We start from the raw sequence: 19,414 nt of genomic DNA on the forward strand, positions 1-19,414 counted from the left end.
TTGCTTCACCCTCAGGAAACAATGAGGGAGCGCCATAGGAGCTGGCGTCAGAACAGCATGAAGAGAACGAATGATAGTGGAATGATCCGGGTGTGGACGGGTTTGCGAGCGCGCCCTGCCCCGATGGGCGAACCGCGGGCCTGGCTGGCACGTGCGCATCAGGAACAGCTTGCGCTCTGCAACAGCCTGGAGGAAATCGCCGACAGCCTGCCGGCTGAAATCGACCGGCAGAAATGCGCCTATGCCGCCAAGATGCTGGAGCCGCTCATACGCGAACTGCATTCGGGCGAAGAGAGCGCGGTGTTTCGCTGGGTCGAGCAGAATTTCGGCGACGACCCGTCGATCGCGGCAACGCTCGCGCGGCTCAAATACGAACATTGCGAAGATGAGTGCTTTGCCGAAGAGCTCACGGAGATGCTGGTGAAGCTCGGCGCTGCCGACGAGAGCGTCAATGCGGAGACAGCCGGCTACATGCTGCGCGGCTTCTTCACCAATCTGCGAAGGCACATCGGCTTCGAGCAGGAATGTCTTCGCACGCTGCTTCCAGTCGACCCGGACATCAATTGAACGAACGGCGGCTCGAAAGGGCCGCCGTTTCTGTATCCGGCTCAACTGCATGTTTTCTTAAATCCTATTCGATTTAAGGAAACATGCAGCAATTCAAAGTGCTACAGCGACCTTTGTGCGTCCAATAAGACGCGCGGCGCTCTAGGCGACAGGGATCAGGCGGCGATGGCGCGGCGTCGGTCCGCATGCTCCTGGATCACCAGGATCGCACCGATGAGCTTGCCGTTGCTCGACATGCACGGCGTCAGCCGGCAGCGCACCACGACGGTTCGCGCGTCGACGGTCTTGGCGAAGGTATAGTCGACCACCTCGCCCGCAAAACAGCGATCGAGATAGCTCTTCACGCGCAGCTCGAAGCGCTGGATGCCAATGAATTCGACGATATGCCGACCGATGAGATCCATCGGGCGGCTTTCGAGATGGTTGGCGTTGAGCGGATTGGTATAGAGATACCGATAATCCGGCGTGATCACGGCGATGCGGTCAGGGAAGCTGTCGAGAATCGCCTCGTTGAGAAGCCCCTCGTCCGCCCGCCCCTTGTGTGGTGCAGCCGGCGTGCGCTCCAGTCGCAAGTCGGCAGCGTTGACCGCGCCCGTGGCTGCGAAATAGCGATTGATCAGCGACTGCAAAAGCTGCGAATGGCGCAGCACGCAGGAAATATCGTCGGCCTCGACGCGCAGAATATCGATCAGAAACTGGAACTGAAGGCGGGCATCTTCGACGCTCACGGCCTTCTCATCATAGACCGACTTCAAGATGGGATCGAGCTCGCGATCCAGAAGTCCGATCAGATGTTCGTCTGCTGTACGTACTGCATACTGCAGTTGTGAATACTTGAACCAGAACAGCTCAATCAGTGCGTTCAATTCGAAACCCCAATCCCCCACGGCCGAGGCCGCGCCGATGCACTTATATGACAGGCTTTGATGATGTAGATGCTGATCTACAGCGCCGCGCGTCTTATTAGACGCGCAAAGGTCGCTGTAGCACTTCGAATTACTGCATGTTTTTATTCCTAAATCGAATAGGATTTAAGGAAACATGCAGGCGTTGACGTTTCCCCCACATCCTCAGCGAAAACCACAAAGACTTGGCCACCCAAAGCGCTTGCAGTCTGCCCCTCGCAATACAACGGTGAGTTTACACTCATTACCGCCCCGTTCAACATCAGAAAGGGAAGCTTGCGGTTTCGAAACGACTTCAACGGCGCAAAGACGGCGATTTTCTCCAGCAAATGCCTTAGGCATAGACAAAAAGGGCGTTAATGCCTGCGGCGGCAACGCCTTTTGCGGTTCGAAGAGAATCAGTCTTACAGGTAGCGCTTGATGTTCCAGCGGTCGTGGTACCACAACCATTGCCCGGGATACTCCCTCACCCAGCTCTCCACCTTGTCGTTGAGAACCTGTGCCGTGGCGTTGACGTCGACAGCGCCATCGGGCTTGCGCGGAATGTCGATCGCCGGCTCCAGCTCCAGCCGAAAACGGTTGCCGGGCAGCCGGATGCAGCGGGCGGGATAGACCTCGCAATTGAACTGCCGCACGAGCTTGGCGAGCAGCGGGTTGGTCTGCACGTCCTGGCCGAAGAATTTGGTCTTCAGGCCCTTGCGGAATTTCTGGTCGACCAGAACGCCGACGCCGTTGCCGCGCTCTAGCTGGCGGGCGAGTGCGAAGGACGAACCCGCATGCGACGGCACGAGATTGCCCATGCGCTCCTTGCGGAACTCGAAGACCTTCTCGGCGACGTAAGGGTTGTTCGGCGGACGGAAGAGCACCGTCACCTCCAGCCCGAAGGCGGAGCCAGCGACCGGCAGCATCTCGAAATTGCCGCTGTGGGCGGTAAAGACGATAAAGGGTCGCGGGTTGTCGCGCAGCTCGAGAAAGAGCGGAACGCCGGAGACTTCGACGCGGCCGGGCTTGGTCGCCTCGGGATCGAAATCGAACAGCCGGTCGAGGAAGACATATTCCGCCGCCATGCGGCCCATATTGCCCCAGCTCTCCATGGCGATCGCTTCGATCTCGGCCTCCCGCTTCTCGGGAAAGGCGTTGCGCAGATTGGTCAGCGTCAGCTTGTGCCGGCTGGTCTTCGGGCCGATGAAGCGTGCGGCGCGATCCATGAAGCGGATCGCGCCGTCAGCCGGAAACAGCTTCAGGATCGTCAGAAGCAGAAAGACGAGTTGCGCAATCAGCCACTGCCGGAAATGATCCGCCGTCAGAACCAGCCGTGTGATCAGCATGCGCACGTGGATCAATCCATCTTCAGGATGATCTTGCCGAAGATCTGGCGCGATTCCATCCGCTCCAGTGCCCGGTCGATCTCGTCGAAACCGACCTGCGTATCGATGACCGGATGCACCAGGCCGCGCGCCATCTTCTGCATGGCGTTGGCCATGTTTTCCATGCGGCAGCCGAAGGAGCCGAGCAGCTTCAGCTGCTGCTGGAACAGCATCATCAGGTTCATGTCGGTCGACACACCGGAGGTCGAGCCGCAGGTGACCAGGCGGCCTCCCCGCTTCATGCAGAGCATTGAGCCGGCCCAGGTGTCCTTGCCGACGTGTTCGAACACGACGTCGACGCCCTTCTTCTTGGTGAGCTTGCGCACGACACCTTCGAAGCGGTCGGTGCGGTAGTTGATGACGTGATCGGCGCCGAGCGCCTTGGCCTTCTCGATCTTGTCGTCGGATCCGACGGTAGTGATAACCGTGCAGCCGATCTTCTTGGCAAGCTGGATTGCCGCCGAGCCGATGCCGGAGCCGCCGGCATGGACGAGAATGGTTTCGCCTGGCTCAAGCTTGGCGTTGTCGAACAGCATGTGCTCGACCGTGCCGAAGGTGACCGGTGCAAGCGCTGCGGCCACGGCATCGATGCCCGGAGGTGCCGGCACCAGCAGGCGTGCGGGAAGATTGATCTTCTCCTGCGCGAAGCCGTCGAGGTGGAAGCCATGCACGCCGCCCACATGTTCGCAGAGATTGTCGCGACCTTCGCGGCACGGGCGGCAGAGGCCGCAGGTGCGCGCGCCATAGATCGAAACGAGCTGCCCCGGAAGCACGCTTGAAACGCCCGGGCCGATGCTTTCGACCACACCGGCCGCCTCGGCGCCGATGACGAGCGGCATCTTGCGCTTGGCAAAGGCCATGCCGCGCCAGCCCCACACGTCGATGTGGTTGAGTGCGACGGCCTTGACCCGGAGCGTCACTTCGCCCGGGCCTGGCGCTTCCGGCTCGGGAACGTCGGTGATTTCGAGCTTGCGGTCATCGAGCAGTTGCAGGGCGCGCATGATCTTTCCTCTGCCTTGAGCGGCATCATTTCGTCTGAAGTTTCTGCGGCGTGCTTCCTTAGATCGGATCCGGTTCAAGGAAGCGTGCAGCAGGCTTAAAGCGTTACAGCGTCGCTTGCGCGTCATGTTCGACGCGCGGCGCTGTGACCGCCGACTTAGGCCGGCTCGGCGGTCATGACAAGGCTGGCGTTCTGTCCGCCGAAGCCGAAGGAGTTCGACAGCACGGCAGAGACCTGCTGGCTGCGCTTCACGTTCGGCACGACGTCGAGCACGATGGCCGGGTCGGGATTCTGGTAGTTGATCGTCGGCGGCAAGGTGCCGGTCAGCATCGTCTGGATCGAGAACACTGCCTCGACTGCGCCTGCAGCCGTCAGCGTGTGGCCGATCATCGACTTGTTCGACGAAACCGGGATCGACGGCAGATGTTCGCCGAAGACGGCCGACATCGACAGATATTCCATCTTGTCGTTTTCCGGCGTCGAAGTGCCATGGGCGTTGATGTAGCCGATGCCACCTTCGTCGATGCCGGCGTCGGCAAGGGCCGCGCGGATCGTCGCGATCGCCGGGCCGCCATCGGGCGACGAGCGCGTGCGGTGGAAGAGATCGGCCTTCTCGCCGCACCCCTTCAGGATGCCGTAGACACGGGCGCCACGAGCGACCGCTGCTTCCAGCGATTCCAGCACCAGGGTTGCCGCGCCTTCGGCGATGACGAAGCCGTCACGGTCCTTGGTGAAGGGCTTGGAGGCCTTTTCCGGCGGGTCGTTCTGGGTCGACAGCGCCGAGAGCAGCGCAAAGCGGATCAGCGCCTCGGCACTGACCGAACCGTCGGTCGCGACTGTCAGCGCGCGATCGGTGCGGCCCTGGCGAATGGCCTCGACGCCGAGCTGGATTGCAGTTGCGCCCGAGGCGCAGGCCGTCGACAGCGTCACCGGCAGGCCGCGGGTGCCGAAGCGATCGGCAAGGCGTTCGGAGATCGCGCCGAAAAGCACGGCCTCGTGAAACACCGGATCGGCCTTCTCGCGCATCGCGGCAAGGAAGCGATTGTAGGCGTCGCCCGGCTGGGTCGACGGTGGCGAGCGGTCGGCCAGTTCAAAGCGCGCGCTCCATTCCGGCTCGATCGGCGGAGCGGCGAGAAACAGCGGGCCGTTGAAATCGCCGGAAAGACCGGCCTGCGCCAACGCCTCAAGCGTCGTTTCGCGCGCCATGGCGTAGGAGCGCTCGACCGAATTGGCCGCCGGGACCTCGATGAAATCGACCATGCCCGAAATGCGCGTGTTCAGGCCTTCCGTCGGGAAACGGGTGATCTTGCGGATGCCGGAGACGCCGCCGGTCAGCGCCGCCCAGTTGTCTTCGAGACCCTGGCCGAGCGAGGTGATGACGCCCATGCCGGTGACGGCGACGATCGGACGACCGAGATGATCCTTGTAAGCGTTGCTCATCAATCGTTCCTCTTATTCGGCCGAAAGGACCGCGACGCCTTCGCCGCGTGAATGACCAATGGTCGTCACGACCGCCGTTCTGGCGCCCGCCGTCATCGGTTTTTCGAAGCTTGCGTCGAAAGCCGGAACCTTGGCGCCGTGGCCGAGCGCCAGTGCGGCAAGCGCGAGGCCCGCCGGAAACTGCGCTTCGATGCTGTGGCCGACAAGCCCGCCATAGGCGCGCACCGGCGCGCCGGCGAGCTTTGCTTCCAGAAAGGTCTTTTCGTGGGCAACGAGATCATGCAGGCCCGAGGTGCCGGAGAAGACCACTGTCTGCGCCGGATCGAGCGTTTCGGCCGGTTTTGCCAGATCGGCAAGGCGCGCCTCCAGCTTGCCGTCGCTGCGGCTGCCACGGTCGCTGCCGATCGCGTCGATCGTGGCATAGATGCGGGCGCCTCGGGCTTCGGCATATTCGCGCGATTCCAGCATCAGGAAGGCGCCGACGGAACCGAGGATCATTCCGCCGCCATCCTGGCGCTTGCGCGACCAGATCGGCTGCCAGTCGCCGACCGTCTGCGCCTGGATGGCCTCCGTCATCAGCATGATGTCGAGACGTTCGGCCGAAAATGCGCCGCCCGCCAGCGTATGTGTCGACTGTCCCGCCTTGATGCGGAAGAACGCCGTTTCGATCGCCGAAATGCCGGCCGCCTCTTCGCCCATGAAGGTGCGCGACGATCCCGTCACCTTGTGCACGATCGAGATGTTACCGGCGAGAAGGTTGGAGAGCTGGGCGAGGAACAGCGTCGGGCGCAGTTCGGTCGTCAGCTTCTCGTTCAGCAGCTGCTCGCGGTCGTTGCGCTTCAGCGCCTCGTCGACGATCAGCGAATCGACATTGATGTCGCGCTCGCCGCCGCCGGCGGCCACGATCATGTCCATGCTGCCGCAGGCGTCGAGATTGTCCTTGAGGCCGGCGTCGTCGAGCGCCAGGCCTGCTGCAAACACGCCGAGGCGCTGCCAGTTTTCCATCTGGCGCTGGTCGCCACGCTTGGCGATCTGCTGCGACCAGTCGATCTGCGGCAGCGGATGCACCGGATAGGGCTTGAACTTTTCGGCCTCGACGCGTGGCTCCGGCGCCTCGGCCGCGTTCAGAAACGCCACATGCGGCTCGACGCCGACACCCTGGCTTGTGACGATACCGACGCCGGTGATCACCACGTCGTTTGCGGATTTGCTCATCTTCACTTCTCCGAAGCGGCATCCGCCGCAAGTGCCGTCATCAGGCCCACCTCGTCGGCGCGCCTGCGCACGATATCGCCGAGCGGCACCTGATCGAACGGCATCGTTCTGAGTTTCAATTGTGCGTCACAGACCTTCTTGCCCGCAGACGTGATCTTCGCCTTGGTGACGGCGAAACCGGAGCCATCGTGCTCGAGGAAGGCTTCGATATCGAGTTCTGCCGACGGCTCGACGAAGGCCCGCATCTTGGCGCCATCGACCGACATCAGAAACGGCATTGCCGCGAAATTGGTCGCGGCCAGCACCAGAAATCCCGAAGCCTGCGCCATCGTCTCGATCAGAAGCACACCCGGCACCAGCGGATAGCCTGGAAAGTGGCCCTCGAATACCGGGCTCTTTTCGGGAACGACGGATCGCGCCGTCAGCCGGCCAGCCGACAGATCGACCGTTTCGACACGATCGATCATCTGGAAGTATTCAAGGAGCATGGAGGCTCACCCCGTTTGGTTTCGGGCTCAAGTAAAAACGCCAATGCCGCCTGTCAAGCGCGAGGCGCGACCGGCGGCATTGGAAATCGAGTGGAAAGGCTTGAACCTTGGCCCGATCAGGCCTTGGCAGCCCGCAGCTCGTCGATCTTGGCGCAGAGGTTCTTGAGCACGAAGTATTCTTCGGTCGAAACCTTGCCTTCGTTGACTTCCTGCGTCCACTGTTCCAGCGGAATCTTGATACCGAAATCCTTGTCGATCGCAAAGACGATGTCCAGGAAGTCCAGGCTGTCGATGCCGAGATCGTCGATCGTGTGGCTTTCCGGCGTAATCGTCTCGCGATCGATCTCGCTCGTTTCAGCGATGATGTCGGCAACCTTGTCGAATGTAGCAGTCACGCGCATACCTCTTTATTATTTTATTCCGAGTCTCGGCGATCCTATAGGTAAATGCGCCGCAAAAGCCAATGGCCTTGATGGCAACCTCTGCGATTTGAAATGCGGTGTTGCTAAACGGCGACCGAATGGCGCCCCCGTCCTGACTGAAGATGAGTGTCGAAAATGGCCGCCACCGACCGGGCAAACGGCCGGCCGCGTTCGGTAAGGCTGAAGACGCCGTCCTCGATCGTCGTCAGCCCGTCCACATCCCTTGCGCGCCAGAGCTTTGCCTCCTCGACGACCGCTCCGGCGAGTTCAGGAAACTCCGCCTTGATTCGCGAGAACGAGAAGGCGAAATCGCACATGATGGATGCGATCACCCGCGCCCGCAGGCGATCATCAGGCGTCAGCATGTAGCCGCGCACCGCGGCCAGGCCTGCGTTCTCCACCTGGCGCAGATATTCGCCGGTTGCCGGCATATTCTGCACATAACCTTGACGGAACTGGCCGATCGCCGAGGCGCCAAGACCGATCAGGGTTTCGGCGCTGTCACATGTATAGCCCTGGAAATTCCGGCGCAGGCGCCCTTCCCGGTTGGCAACGGCCAGACTGTCGCCGGGCCTGGCGAAATGGTCGATGCCGATCGCCTCGTAGCCGGCGGCAACAAGCATGTCGGCCGCCCGGCTCATCTGGGCAAAACGTTCGACGATACCTGGCAGGCTCTCGTCTGATATCATCGACTGGTGCTTCTTCATCCACGGCACATGGGCATAGCCGAAGAGCGCGACGCGATCCGGCGCCAGCGACACGACGGCGTCGATCGTTGCCTCCAACGACGACAGGCTCTGGTAGGGCAAGCCGTAAAGCACGTCGCAATTGACCGAACCCACGCCGCGGGCTCGCGAAGCCTCGATCGCATCACGCGTCTGCTCATAGGTCTGGATGCGGTTGATCGCCTTCTGTACCACGGGGTCGAAATCCTGGACGCCGAAGCTCGCCCGCGTCATGCCGATCGCTGCCAGCGCGTCGTGGCGCGCCGCGTCGAGGTCGTTCGGGTCCATCTCGATGCTGATTTCGCAATCGCTGGAAAATTCGAAGTGACTGCTGAAGGCGCGCTTGAGCGCGATCAGATCGTCCGGCCTGACCAGTGTCGGCGATCCGCCGCCCAGATGCAGCGCCGTGACCTTCGCTTGGCGGTTCACCCGCCCGCCGATCGTGGCGATTTCGCGGTGCAGTCCGTTCAGGTAGCTCGCCACCGGCTCGTAGCGTAACGTCTGCTTGGTGTGACAGGCACAGAACCAGCACAGCCGGTCGCAATAGGGCACATGGGCGTAAAGCGACAGCGCCTCACCCGGCCCGATGGCCTCTAGCCAGGACTGGTACTCAGCCTGACCGACCGCCTCCGAAAAATGCGGCGCGGTGGGGTAACTGGTATAGCGCGGCACGGGGCTCGCATATTTCAGGATCAGAGCGTCGTCCATCGGTCTCTCCGTCAAGATGGCAAACGCATAGGACGGATGGGAAAGCACGCCGTTGATTTTGATCAAGCCGTCGAATTAACACGTTAAAATTGACAATGCTCAATTCAACATGAGACATTGTTTCGCGCTTCCGGAATTAGCACCTGTCAACTCTTGATTTAACCGCCCGCATCCTCTTTGGTCCCTCGAACAAACCCGATGCAGGGAAGAAAGATTTGCAGATCGTGACCGAACATCGCCGCAAGGATATCCACAATTCGGACATTCCAGCCGTCTGTGCTGCCTGCGAGGCGCGCCACGGCGGCGTCTGCGGCACGCTGACTGCTGACCAGCTTCTCGACCTCAGCCGGCATTCGACCCGCAGGCGTGTCGAACCCGGTCGCGAGGTCGTCGGCCAGGGCGAAATGACTGACAGCTACGCCAACATCATCAGCGGCGTCGTCAAGCTGAGCAAGGTTCTCTCCGACGGACGCCAGCAGATCGTCGGCCTGCAGTTCGCTCCCGATTTCATGGGCCGGCCGTTCACGCGTGAAAGCGCGCTGACCGCCGAAGCGGCGATCGACACCGACATCTGTTCGTTCCCGCGCAATGTCATCGAGCGGCTCGTTGCCGATGCGCCGGGCCTTGAACACCGCCTGCACGAACAGGCGCTGAAGGAACTGGACGAAGCGCGCGACTGGATGCTGACGCTCGGCCGCAAGACCGCGCAGGAAAAGGTGGCGAGCTTTCTCTATATCATCGCCACTCACATCGATCCGGAAAACGGCACGGCAACAGCATTCGATCTGCCACTGTCGCGCGCCGATATCGCCGACTATCTCGGCCTGACGATCGAGACCGTCAGCCGGCAGGTGACCAAGCTGCGCAAGGACAATGTCATCCACATCGAAAACAGCCGTCACGTCACCGTGCCAAGCATGGACCGGTTGATGCAGGTGGCCGGCATCGACTGAGTCCGCCGTCCAAGGTTCAGCGCGTTTCCGCTTTAAAGAAGTCGCGGAAAACCGCTGCGCACTTCTCCGGGAAATGCTCTATCTCTCTGTTTTATGCATTCTCCGACGGAAAACCGCTCCGCACTTTTCCTGGAAATGCTTTTAACGCGTGATGACGATGCGCGTGTTTTTCAGCCCGTGTTCACGGGCAAGCGCGAAGAACTCCGCGGCATTGTTGGGATGCAACCGCACGCATCCGTGTGAGGCAGGGCGGCCCAGGCGCTTGACATCATAGGTCGCGTGAACAGCATAGCCACCGTTGAAGAACACGGCGTAAGGCATTGGCGCATCATCATATTTTTTCGAGCGATGATTGCGCGAAAGCCACTTGGCCTTCCAGCTCCCCTTCGGCGTGACATAGCCCTTGCGCGCGGTGGAAACCTTCCAGCGATACATCACGACGCCGTTCTGCTTTACCACCATCGTCTGGGAGGAGAGGCTGATCTTGGCAACGAGATTGGCGGCGTTCAGCGGCTGAACGGAAAACTGCATCAGAACGGCAATCACCACAATCAGGGATGTGTGTCGCATGCTTCACTCCCCGCGTGTGAAACCTCGACTGCATGCCTCCGATCAGCGGAGAAAATCCCGCAGCAGGCTTCAGGCGCGTTGCAGCATCCTTTGCGCGTCATATTTGACCCGCAAGGCCGCAATCAGTGGAACCAAACGTCCGCAGAGAATAACCGGCCCGTAATGTTGCAAGTTTAATACATATGGAAAGAAAAGTCTTAATGCCAAGATCAACTTGCCGTGGATACGCGGTAGAAACCGATCAAATCATGGCGATCAGAAGAACAGCCAAGGTCATTGCCGAACAAGCACCATAGAATACAGCGATACCGGCGTCGATGTCTTCGCTTTCGGCAACGGCGCGGCCAGGCCCATTGATCATCGGTTCGCTGACCATGACCCCGCCATAGACGCGCGGACCCGCTAGCTGCAGGTCCAGCGCGCCGGCCATCGCCGCTTCCGGCCAACCTGAGTTGGGGGAGCGGTGCAGGCCGTGATCGCGAAACGCCACTCCGATCGCATCGGCCGCCGCGGGGCGCCCACGATGCAGCCAGGCGCCGGCAGCGATCAACAGGACGGATAGTCTCGCTGCCGGCAGGTTGGCGACATCGTCGAGCCGGGCGGAGGCCCAGCCGAAATTGAGGTATTTCGGCGATTTGTGGCCGATCATCGAATCGGCGGTGTTCAGCATCTTGTAGGCGAGCAGCCCGGGAAGACCGGCAACCGCATACCAGAAGGCAGGCGCCACCACCCCATCGGAAAAGTTCTCGGCAAGGCTTTCGATCGCGGCGCGGCAGACGGCGGGCGCATCGAGCGTCTTCGGGTCGCGCCCGACGATCATCGACACGGCGTTTCGGCCGCCTTCCAGCCCCCCCAACCGCAAGCCTTCGGCAACGCGCCGGACATGATCGCCAAGGCTCTTCTGCGCCAGGAACACCGCAACGACGACAGCCTCGAGCAGGTAGCCGATGGGGGCCATCACCGAGAACAAGCGGTGCAGGATGCTGCCGGCAAGCACGCTGGCGAGCAGCAGCACGCCGATCGTCAGGATACCGCGTATTTTCAGGGCGCCGGCACCGAGGCTCTCATGCCTGTTCAGCGCCCCATCAAAAACCGCGATCGCCTTGCCGAAAAACACCACGGGATGCGGCAGGCGTGACCAGAGCCAGTCCGGATCACCGACGACACGATCAAGCAGCAGGGCAGCCACAAGGATGAGAAGAATCTCGCTCGACACTCAGCACTCCCCTGGGCGCAACGCGTCCCCAGGGCGCAACGCGTCCCCACGGCGCAGGGCGTCCGCCAGTCGCCGGTCACCTTCCGCATCGGGCGCAAGCCCGATCCTGAGCCAGCGAGAATCGTAGTCGAATTTGCGCGTCAGGATCTGCGCCTCGCAGAGATGACGGTGCAAGGCATGGGCATCGGCATGTTCCACCAGCACGAACAGCCCGGTTCCACCGATGCGCTTGAGACCGGCCTCATCAAGAACCGCATCGAGCCCGGCGCGACGCTCAAGAATGCCCGCGGCGATCGCTTGCGTATCGCCGGACATCAATGCCTTGGAGATAACCAGCGCCGGCCCGGACACTGCCCAGGGGCCGAGCCACTCACGAAATGCATCGAGCACGGTATCGGCTGCCACGACGAAGCCCAGGCGCAGGCCAGCCAGACCGAAGAATTTCCCGAAGGAGCGGAAGACGATGAGATTGTCGTGGGCGCCGACTTGGCCGGCGACACTGAAGTCCGGCTCCAGATCGCCGAAGGCCTCGTCGACGACCAGCACGCCGCCATTCGCCGCCATCGTCGCCGCCATCGCCAGGATTCCTGCCGGCTGGAAGGCGCGGCCGGTCGGGTTGTTGGGGTTGACCACAACTGCAAGGCCGTGGTCGACGCCAAGATCCTCGGCACGCTCCACCCGATCGACGGCAAAGCCTGCCGCGGCCAGCACGCGTGCGTATTCGCCATAGGTCGGGCCGAAGACCGCGACGCGGCGACCGGTAGGAACCAGCCGCGGCAACAGCTGGATCACCGACTGGGTGCCGGGAACCGGCAAGGGCTGGATACCATCGGTTCGGTAGTAGCTGGCGGCGGCAGCGCGCGCGCCATCGATCGTCAGTTTGTCGGGCAGCCGGTGCCAGGCCTGCTGCGGCACCGGCGGCAATTCGACCGGGCGCGGATTGATGCCGGTCGACAGGTCAAGCCAGTCCTCGAAGCGGCCGCCGAAACGGGCAGCGGCTTCGGTGACGCCGCCGCCATGCACGATCGGCGCGCTCATGGCCTGCCCGCAATATCGATGAGATGCATGAACGAGCCGGCGACATTATCGCGCTTCAAACCCGCCTGCCCCAGATCTACGCTGGCGGCATCGCTGACGGAAAACAGCCGATCGGCTGCCCCTTCCGAGACGATGGTCGCATAGTGGAATTCGTGCGCCGTCATGGGTCCATCGAAGAATGTGTTGTCGAGGGGCACGACGCGGCGGTAGCCGAGGTGCCGCCTGCGCTCGGCAAAACTTGTGGTGAGCGGCAGCAGGCCGAGCATTTCGTAGCGCGCACCGTCGGCCGCGACAAGCCCCTCGCCCAGCACCATGTAGCCGCCGCACTCGCCGAAGATCCGCGCGCCACGCCTGGCCGCCGTCCCGATACCGGATCGGAAGGCTGCCGCCGCCTGCAGGCGTCCAGCATGAAGCTCGGGATAGCCGCCCGGCAGATAGACCGCATCGGCCGCCACGTCCGGGCCTTCGTCGGCAAGTGGCGAAAAGAAGGAGATTTCCGCCCCGGCGCGGCGCCAGCCGAAGAGCAGGTGTTCGTAGCAGAAGGCGAAGGCCACATCCCGTGCCACGGCGATATGCTGGCCGAGCGGTTTGAACCGGGTGACCTCGGCCATCACCCGCTCTTCCGGTGAAAGTGCTGACGCAGCGCGGATCGCGTCGAGATCGCAGGTCGCCTCGACCCGGTCCGCCGCATAGTCGATGAAAGTTTCAAGCGTGCCGTGTTCTCCTGCCTGCACCAGGCCGAGGTGCCGCTCGGGCAGCTTCAGGGCACCATCCTGCCGCAGCACGCCGAAGACAGGCATGGCCACGCGCGTCAGCGCATCGCGCAGCATCATCTCATGCCGATCGCTGCCGACCTTGTTGAGAATGACGCCGGCAACGCGGATATCTTTGCGGTGATCGGCATAACCGCGCACCAGTGCCGCCACCGAATGCGACATGCGGGCACAATCGACCACCAGGATGACGGCGAGATCGAGTGCCGCGGCAAGATCGGCCGGCGCACCGCTGCCGTCGGCGGCACCGTCATGCAGGCCCATCATCGCCTCGACGACGAGCGTGCGCCCATCGGCGGCGTAGGCCGCATTTGTCGCGAGAAGCGCGGGGCGCATGGCCCAAGGGTCATAGTTGAGGCAGGGCTCGCCGCTCGCCGCGGTATGAAATGCCGGGTCGATATAATCAGGACCTGCCTTTCCCGGCGCGATCGCCATGCCGCGCCATCGCATGGCGCGCATCAGCCCGAGTGTCACCGTGGTCTTGCCGGAGCCCGAACAGGGCGCGGCGATCAGCAATCCGCTCATGCGGGATCCCTGAGCCCGCGGCTTGCAAGAGGATCGGCCACAAGCTGCCGCCCATCAAGCGCCCCGATCCAGTCGAGCGACGCCCGCAGGCGCACGACCTCGCCGACGACGACGATCGCCGGCGGCTCCAGACCGGAAGCGATAACATCGGCTTCGGCGCGCGCCAGCGTCGTTTCGAGCACCGTCTGCTCCGGCGTTGCCGCATTGCAGACGAAGGCCACCGGCTCTTCCGGCGAGCGCCCGGCACCAATGAGATTGGCGGCGATGGCGCCGATATGTTTCATCGCCATGTACATCACGATCACGGGCGAGCCCGAGGCAATGCCTTGCCAATTGACGCGGTCCGGCACTAGGCCGGAGGAGTCGTGACCGGTCAGGAACGTGACGGCGTGGTTGACCTCGCGGTGGGTGACGGGAATGCCGGCATAGGCAAGCCCACCAATCCCGGCAGTAATGCCCGGCACGATGCGAAACGGGATGCGGTTTTCGACCAGCGTCAGCGCCTCCTCGCCACCCCGCCCGAAGACGAAGGGATCGCCGCCCTTGAGACGCAGGACGCGCTGGCCGGCGCGCGCCAGCTCGACGAGCCGGAGAGAAATATCGCGCTGTTTCGGCGAAGGCTTGCCACCGCGCTTGCCGGCAAACTCCAGCACGGCGCCCGGCCGGGCGAGCTTCAGGCAGTCCTCGTTGACCAGCGCGTCGTGAACGATGACATCCGCCTGCCGCAGCGCATTGGCGGCATGAAGCGTCAGCAGGCCGGGGTCGCCCGGGCCAGCGCCGACGAGCCAGACGGTACCGGGCTCAAGCGCAGGCAGGCCGGAAAAAATCGTGTCGTTCATGCCGTTTCTCCCGCCACGCGCTTAAAGCCTACCGCTGAACTGCCTTGGCACCGAGCGGATTCAGATTCACAGGAATTCCGCATAGTTATTTGAAATATCTTGCATATCTTTACCAAAACGCGATCCGAGAAATAGCTCATGATGCGGCCGCCAGGGTTGCCGGCATGATTGCCAGACGGTGATCGGCAGGCCCGGCAATCGCTGCCGTTGCATGTGAAGACGTGAGCTTGGCAACCAGCAACACGCTTGCCGAGCCGGCGCCGACAAGAGCGGCGCCCTCGGCAACACCGTGGCAGCCGGTATGGGCAAAGACAATCGCCGAGGGATTTTGCAGCCGGGGCGCTTCGGCTTCAAGCGTCGCCGCATCGAAGAAGCGTGCGGCCACGGCAAAGTGCTCGGCGGCAGCGTGGATCGCCGGCTCGCCGCGCCTCGCGTCGAGCGAGGCGACGAAGCCGATATCGGCTTTGTCAGCGCCGGCCTGCGCCAACGCCTTTTCGGCAAGCGCAATCACTTCATCAATCGGCGTGCCGCGCTCGCAGCCAAGACCGAGGACGAGTGGTCCCGGCGGTCGCCGCGCTATGCTGGATGATTTCATGGTCGACCTCGGCCCCCTTCGCGGCAATCCACACGAAGCGCCGCCCGGCTCAAATCCCGGGTCGGTCTGGACAGCACCGATTCCAGCCCCCTGCCTGGGTCGGCCGCATCGGACGCTCTTTCAGTCCGCCAGAAGCGGACGCCGTCGCACATCCGTCATTTTTACCGGAGGCAACCGCACGGGTCAAACCGGATTGCGCCATCGCCATGTCGCGTTTGACGAAACCCACCACTCGCCTTCGGCGCGCGCATACCGCCAGAACCGGCAATCGACGGAAGACAGCAAACGCCCATCCGAGTACCCATAGTCTCAGAATAAGGCACTGATTTCTTGAGAGAATTCTCATCTTGCGACGAGCATCGCAGATGCACCACGACAGAAGGCTTTGCATTTCGCCGCGGCCTCTGACACAAGGCGAGAAAGGCCTGCATACTCCTCCCTCCTCGAGTCTCTCCCGTGCAAGATCTCGCTTTCCACCTGCTCGTGTTCCTGTTCGTTGCCGCCTTCATTGCCGGCTTCATCGATTCGATCGCCGGCGGTGGCGGCATGATTACCATTCCCGCCATGCTGATTGCCGGCATCCCGCCGCTCCAGACGCTGGGCACCAACAAGCTCCAGGGGCTGTTCGGCTCGGGCTCGGCAACCCTTTCCTATGCCCGGCGCGGTCACGTGAACCTGAAAGAGCAATTGCCGATGGCGCTGATGTCGGCGGCGGGCTCCGTGTTGGGCGCGCTGCTCGCGACCGTCGTTCCCGGCGACGTTCTGAAGGCGATCCTACCCTTCCTGCTGATTGCCATCGCGCTCTATTTCGGCCTCAAGCCGAACATGGGCGACGTCGACCAGCACCGCCGCATCACGCCGTTCGTGTTCACGCTGACGCTCGTGCCGCTGATCGGCTTCTACGACGGCGTCTTCGGTCCCGGCACCGGCTCGTTCTTCATGCTCGGCTTCGTCACGCTTGCCGGATTCGGCGTCTTGAAGGCGACGGCACATACGAAATTCCTGAACTTCGGCTCGAATGTCGGCGCCTTCGCCGTCTTCCTGTTCTTCGGCGCCATCCTGTGGAAGATCGGCCTGATGATGGGCGTCGCCCAGTTCCTCGGCGCCCAGGTCGGCTCGCGCTATGCCATGGCCAAAGGCGCCAAGATCATCAAGCCGCTGCTCGTCGTCGTCTCGATCGCGCTGGCCGCCCGGTTGCTGGCCGACCCGACACATCCGCTGCGCATCTGGCTGGGGCTCTGAGGCGGGACCCACCTACGCGCTGTTTGCCTGTGCTGCCGAGCGCAGGCGGCCAACGTCATCCTCACGCGACCGGTCAAAGGCTCGGATCTGAAGAGCTGGGCGTTGGCGGTCGCCTGACGTGCGGGTCCCAGAAAGGCGCGTGTCGCACTGGCCCGCAAGCTGGCGGTGGTGTTGCACCACATGCTCATGGACAGAACCAACTTCATTCCCCACAAGGTGACGCCAGCCATGGCCGCTTGAGCCGGAAGGAGACAACAACACAGGTTTCGGGTGGGCACTGCCATCAGCCCCCCCGAGCGAGGTCCCTTCGCCGGGACGATGGATGGGTTAGGCCGCAGACTTGGGCGCAGCACTCAGGTGACTGCGCGCCCCTAGATTGGCCAGCCGGTCCTCAGCAGACCCCATAGAGCAGCGGCCCAGCGTCGACTGCGAACAGAAGCAAGCACTCGGCGAGGGATTAAGCTCACAAGGGATTGACTCAAGGCCCGTTACAGAAGGCCAAGTCTCCCGCACTCCTTGGCGGGAGGTTCGAACTTAGGAGATTACAATGAAAATTATTATCGCCGCAGTGGCATCACTCGCGTTTGCGACTTCCGCTATTGCTGCTGTGCCGTCGACGCCAACCGAGAAGAAGCCCACTGTCAAAACTGCAGGCCAAGTTGAACTGGCATGGGGCAAAAACCGCTCGGGCCAAACCACGACATCGTCCGACAAGTACTCGAACGGCAGGACCTTTCGCTGATCCAGCCTAATGCAAAAAGGGCGGCTGCGGCCGCCCTGAATTTTGGCAATATGCGGCTATGGCGGGAAGCGGTGACGTCCTCCCCAAGGCCCCCGCGGGTGTCACCTCTCACCGTCGGCTCGCCGGTGAAATTCCCGTAACCAAGACGAAAGTCGAGCAAGGCCGCACCTTGAGCCTCTAGTCGCTAGAGATTTCAGAGTGCCACTCATGCTTCGCCAGTCAGGGGCCGCATGGGGCCGCCTGCCCGCGAAGCGTCGTGCTGTCCTTCGCTCGCCTTGAGGTTCCAATGTTTACCACCCTGCCCGCCATCCTGATGCTTGTCGTCGGCCTGTTCACCCTGGCGCTGGCGATCCTGCGCCGCGTGCAGTCTGGCCGCTCGCCCGTTGTGCTGACCTATGGCAACGACGCGGAAGGTTTTGCCGGCAAGCTCTTTCGGATGATCGTGGCGGCGCTGGTGGTTCATCTCCTGGCGATCGCCGCCTTTCCCGATGCGGTCGGCGCCACGCTCGGCCGGATCCCGATGCTCGACAAGCCGCTCCTTCACGCCGTTGGCCTCGTGCTCATGACGCTCGGCGGCGGGTTGACGATGCTGTCGCAATGGGCGATGCGCCACTCGTGGAAGATCGGCATACCGGAGGAGCAGGACGCGCCGCTGGTCACCTCCGGCCTCTACGCGTTTTCCCGCAACCCGATTTATGTCGGCATGGTCACGGCGCTGACCGGCACCGTGCTGGCCGTGCCGAACGTCGCCTCGGTGGCGCTCACTCTCTCAGCCTGGATATCGATCTCCTATCAGATCCGCATGGAGGAAACGTACCTCTCCCGCGCTTTTGGCGAGGCGTATGGCGCCTATTGCAAGCGCGTCCGGCGGTGGATCTGAAATCACGCGGATTGCGCGCCAATGGAACCTGCGGCGGCTGGACCCGCACCCGACCTCAAAACACCGCCAGCAGCAGCGCGCCGGCGGCAATGAAAACGACACCGAGCCAGTTCATCAGGTTGAGCTTTTCGCCGAGGAACAGCACGCCGAAGATGGCGACCATGACGATCGACAGCTTGTCGATCGGCGCCACCCGCGCCGCATCGCCGAGCTTCAGGGCGCGGAAATAGGCAAGCCAGGAGGCGCCGGTGGCAAGGCCGGAAAGTGCCAGAAACAGCCATGTCCGCCCCGGGATTTCCGAAGGCTTCTGCCATTGCCCCGTTGCCGCGACGATGCCGGCCAACACGAGGAGGATGACGACGGTGCGGATCAGCGTGGCGAAGTCGGAGTTGATCTGGGCAACCCCGACCTTGGCAAACACTGCCGTGAGCGCCGCAAAGGCAGCCGAAAGCAGAGCCCAGAACTGCCAGCTCTGGCTCATCAGAACTCGACGCCCTTCTGCGCCTTGATGCCGGAGCGGAACGGATGCTTGATCAATTCCATCTCGGTCACCAGATCGGCGGCTTCGATCAGGTCTTCCTTGGCGTTGCGGCCGGTCAGGACCACATGGGTCATGTGCGGCTTTTCTTCCTTCAGGAAGCGCACGACTTCGGCCACGTCGATATAGTCGTAGCGCAGCGCGATGTTGATTTCGTCGAGCAGCACCATCGAGTTGCGCTCGTCGCGGATCAGTTCCTTGGCCTTCTCCCAGGCCTTTTCCGCCATCGCCACGTCGCGGGCGCGGTCCTGCGTTTCCCAGGTAAAACCCTCGCCGAGCGTATAGAACTGGCAGACATCGCCGAAATGCTTCTCGATCAGGTCGCGCTCTCCGGTTTCCCAGGCGCCCTTGATGAACTGCACGACTGCGCAGGGCATGCCATGGGCGATATGGCGGAAGATCATGCCGAAGCCGGCGGTCGACTTGCCCTTGCCCTTGCCGGTGTTGACAATGATCAGACCCTTCTCGTCGGTCTTCGTCGCCATGATCTTTTCGCGTGCGGTCTTCTTCTTCGCCATCTTCATCGCATGGCGGGCATCGTCCTTTTCGGCGACACCTTCACCCGTGCTCACCACTTCTTCGCTCATGACGTTCTCCTCAATCATATGAATCTATCGTGGGATGCGGACGTAGTACCGCCCGCGATCTCACTCTTTGCAATTGCGC

Annotated in this window: 21 protein-coding genes; 5 read left to right on the forward strand and 16 right to left on the reverse strand. The window is 62.5% G+C overall.

The features are described from left to right. Nucleotides 1-81: 81 nt before the first annotated feature. Nucleotides 82-567 (forward strand): hemerythrin domain-containing protein, encoded by a 486-nt coding sequence (locus ASD52_RS30070; protein ID WP_025427353.1) that lies wholly within the window; start codon nt 82-84, stop codon nt 565-567. A gap of 155 nt (nt 568-722) precedes the next feature. Here ASD52_RS30070 and ASD52_RS30075 read toward each other — a convergent pair whose 3' ends face one another. From ASD52_RS30075 to hemN, 8 genes are all read right to left on the reverse strand, one after another. Then, complete coding sequence (locus tag ASD52_RS30075; protein ID WP_025427354.1) at nt 723-1,433, reverse strand: PAS domain-containing protein; 711 nt, start codon at nt 1,431-1,433, stop codon at nt 723-725. A gap of 443 nt (nt 1,434-1,876) precedes the next feature. Next, nucleotides 1,877-2,800, reverse strand: a complete 924-nt coding sequence (locus ASD52_RS30080; RefSeq protein WP_057226425.1) for a lipid A biosynthesis lauroyl acyltransferase — start codon at nt 2,798-2,800, stop codon at nt 1,877-1,879. Between the two features lie 11 nt (nt 2,801-2,811). Then, nucleotides 2,812-3,840, reverse strand: a complete 1,029-nt coding sequence (locus ASD52_RS30085) for a zinc-binding dehydrogenase (protein WP_025427356.1) — start codon at nt 3,838-3,840, stop codon at nt 2,812-2,814. A 155-nt stretch (nt 3,841-3,995) separates the two neighbouring features. Next, nucleotides 3,996-5,279 (reverse strand): beta-ketoacyl-ACP synthase, encoded by a 1,284-nt coding sequence (locus ASD52_RS30090; RefSeq protein WP_025427357.1) that lies wholly within the window; start codon nt 5,277-5,279, stop codon nt 3,996-3,998. A gap of 12 nt (nt 5,280-5,291) precedes the next feature. Then, nucleotides 5,292-6,494 carry a beta-ketoacyl-ACP synthase gene (locus tag ASD52_RS30095; RefSeq protein WP_025427358.1) on the reverse strand — a complete coding sequence of 401 codons (1,203 nt, stop codon included), beginning with the start codon at nt 6,492-6,494 and terminating at the stop codon, nt 5,292-5,294. Between the two features lie 2 nt (nt 6,495-6,496). Beyond that, nucleotides 6,497-6,982, reverse strand: coding sequence for a 3-hydroxyacyl-ACP dehydratase FabZ family protein (locus tag ASD52_RS30100; protein WP_057208732.1), 486 nt, complete (start codon nt 6,980-6,982; stop codon nt 6,497-6,499). 116 nt (nt 6,983-7,098) lie between these two features. Continuing rightward, nucleotides 7,099-7,383, reverse strand: a complete 285-nt coding sequence (locus tag ASD52_RS30105; RefSeq protein WP_107027602.1) for an acyl carrier protein — start codon at nt 7,381-7,383, stop codon at nt 7,099-7,101. Between the two features lie 104 nt (nt 7,384-7,487). Next, nucleotides 7,488-8,837: an oxygen-independent coproporphyrinogen III oxidase gene (gene hemN / locus ASD52_RS30110; protein WP_025427361.1), complete on the reverse strand. Its 1,350-nt coding sequence runs from the start codon at nt 8,835-8,837 to the stop codon at nt 7,488-7,490. A gap of 215 nt (nt 8,838-9,052) precedes the next feature. On the opposite strand from hemN, the gene ASD52_RS30115 reads away from it, so the two are divergent. Then, nucleotides 9,053-9,790 carry a Crp/Fnr family transcriptional regulator gene (locus ASD52_RS30115; protein WP_051509171.1) on the forward strand — a complete coding sequence of 246 codons (738 nt, stop codon included), beginning with the start codon at nt 9,053-9,055 and terminating at the stop codon, nt 9,788-9,790. A 141-nt stretch (nt 9,791-9,931) separates the two neighbouring features. Here ASD52_RS30115 and ASD52_RS30120 read toward each other — a convergent pair whose 3' ends face one another. From ASD52_RS30120 to ASD52_RS30145, 6 genes are all read right to left on the reverse strand, one after another. Then, the gene (locus ASD52_RS30120; RefSeq protein ID WP_025427363.1) at nt 9,932-10,360 is read right to left on the reverse strand and encodes a L,D-transpeptidase; all 429 of its coding nucleotides are present in this window, start codon (nt 10,358-10,360) and stop codon (nt 9,932-9,934) included. Between the two features lie 241 nt (nt 10,361-10,601). Next, nucleotides 10,602-11,576 (reverse strand): adenosylcobinamide-phosphate synthase CbiB, encoded by a 975-nt coding sequence (cbiB, locus tag ASD52_RS30125; RefSeq protein ID WP_025427364.1) that lies wholly within the window; start codon nt 11,574-11,576, stop codon nt 10,602-10,604. After that, nucleotides 11,577-12,614 carry a threonine-phosphate decarboxylase CobD gene (gene cobD, locus ASD52_RS30130; RefSeq protein ID WP_025427365.1) on the reverse strand — a complete coding sequence of 346 codons (1,038 nt, stop codon included), beginning with the start codon at nt 12,612-12,614 and terminating at the stop codon, nt 11,577-11,579. Next, nucleotides 12,611-13,912 (reverse strand): cobyrinate a,c-diamide synthase, encoded by a 1,302-nt coding sequence (locus ASD52_RS30135; protein WP_057226414.1) that lies wholly within the window; start codon nt 13,910-13,912, stop codon nt 12,611-12,613. The genes cobD and ASD52_RS30135 overlap by 4 nt, the downstream gene beginning before the upstream one ends. Continuing rightward, nucleotides 13,909-14,751: a uroporphyrinogen-III C-methyltransferase gene (gene cobA / locus ASD52_RS30140; RefSeq protein ID WP_057226415.1), complete on the reverse strand. Its 843-nt coding sequence runs from the start codon at nt 14,749-14,751 to the stop codon at nt 13,909-13,911. Before cobA ends, ASD52_RS30135 begins: the two co-directional genes overlap by 4 nt. Before the next feature lie 136 nt (nt 14,752-14,887). Further along, the gene (locus ASD52_RS30145) at nt 14,888-15,346 is read right to left on the reverse strand and encodes a cobalamin biosynthesis protein (protein WP_025427368.1); all 459 of its coding nucleotides are present in this window, start codon (nt 15,344-15,346) and stop codon (nt 14,888-14,890) included. A gap of 456 nt (nt 15,347-15,802) precedes the next feature. On the opposite strand from ASD52_RS30145, the gene ASD52_RS30150 reads away from it, so the two are divergent. The 3 genes from ASD52_RS30150 (at nt 15,803) to ASD52_RS30160 (ending at nt 18,210) form a co-directional block, all read left to right on the forward strand. After that, complete coding sequence (locus ASD52_RS30150) at nt 15,803-16,588, forward strand: TSUP family transporter (RefSeq protein WP_025427369.1); 786 nt, start codon at nt 15,803-15,805, stop codon at nt 16,586-16,588. 547 nt (nt 16,589-17,135) lie between these two features. Further along, complete coding sequence (locus tag ASD52_RS30155) at nt 17,136-17,330, forward strand: hypothetical protein (RefSeq protein WP_025427370.1); 195 nt, start codon at nt 17,136-17,138, stop codon at nt 17,328-17,330. A gap of 286 nt (nt 17,331-17,616) precedes the next feature. Further along, a complete protein-coding gene (locus ASD52_RS30160; RefSeq protein WP_025427371.1) occupies nt 17,617-18,210 on the forward strand; it encodes an isoprenylcysteine carboxylmethyltransferase family protein in 594 nt (197 codons plus the stop codon). A 55-nt stretch (nt 18,211-18,265) separates the two neighbouring features. On the opposite strand, the gene ASD52_RS30165 is transcribed toward ASD52_RS30160, so the two are convergent. Both ASD52_RS30165 and cobO read right to left on the reverse strand, forming a co-directional pair. Continuing rightward, nucleotides 18,266-18,691, reverse strand: a complete 426-nt coding sequence (locus ASD52_RS30165; protein WP_025427372.1) for an EamA family transporter — start codon at nt 18,689-18,691, stop codon at nt 18,266-18,268. Further along, nucleotides 18,691-19,335, reverse strand: a complete 645-nt coding sequence (cobO, locus tag ASD52_RS30170) for a cob(I)yrinic acid a,c-diamide adenosyltransferase (protein ID WP_025427373.1) — start codon at nt 19,333-19,335, stop codon at nt 18,691-18,693. Before cobO ends, ASD52_RS30165 begins: the two co-directional genes overlap by 1 nt. Nucleotides 19,336-19,414: the final 79 nt, after the last annotated feature.

Origin of the sequence: Ensifer sp. Root142, from assembly GCF_001426785.1 — a bacterium.
Taxonomy (GTDB): Bacteria; Pseudomonadota; Alphaproteobacteria; order Rhizobiales; family Rhizobiaceae; genus Ensifer; species Ensifer canadensis.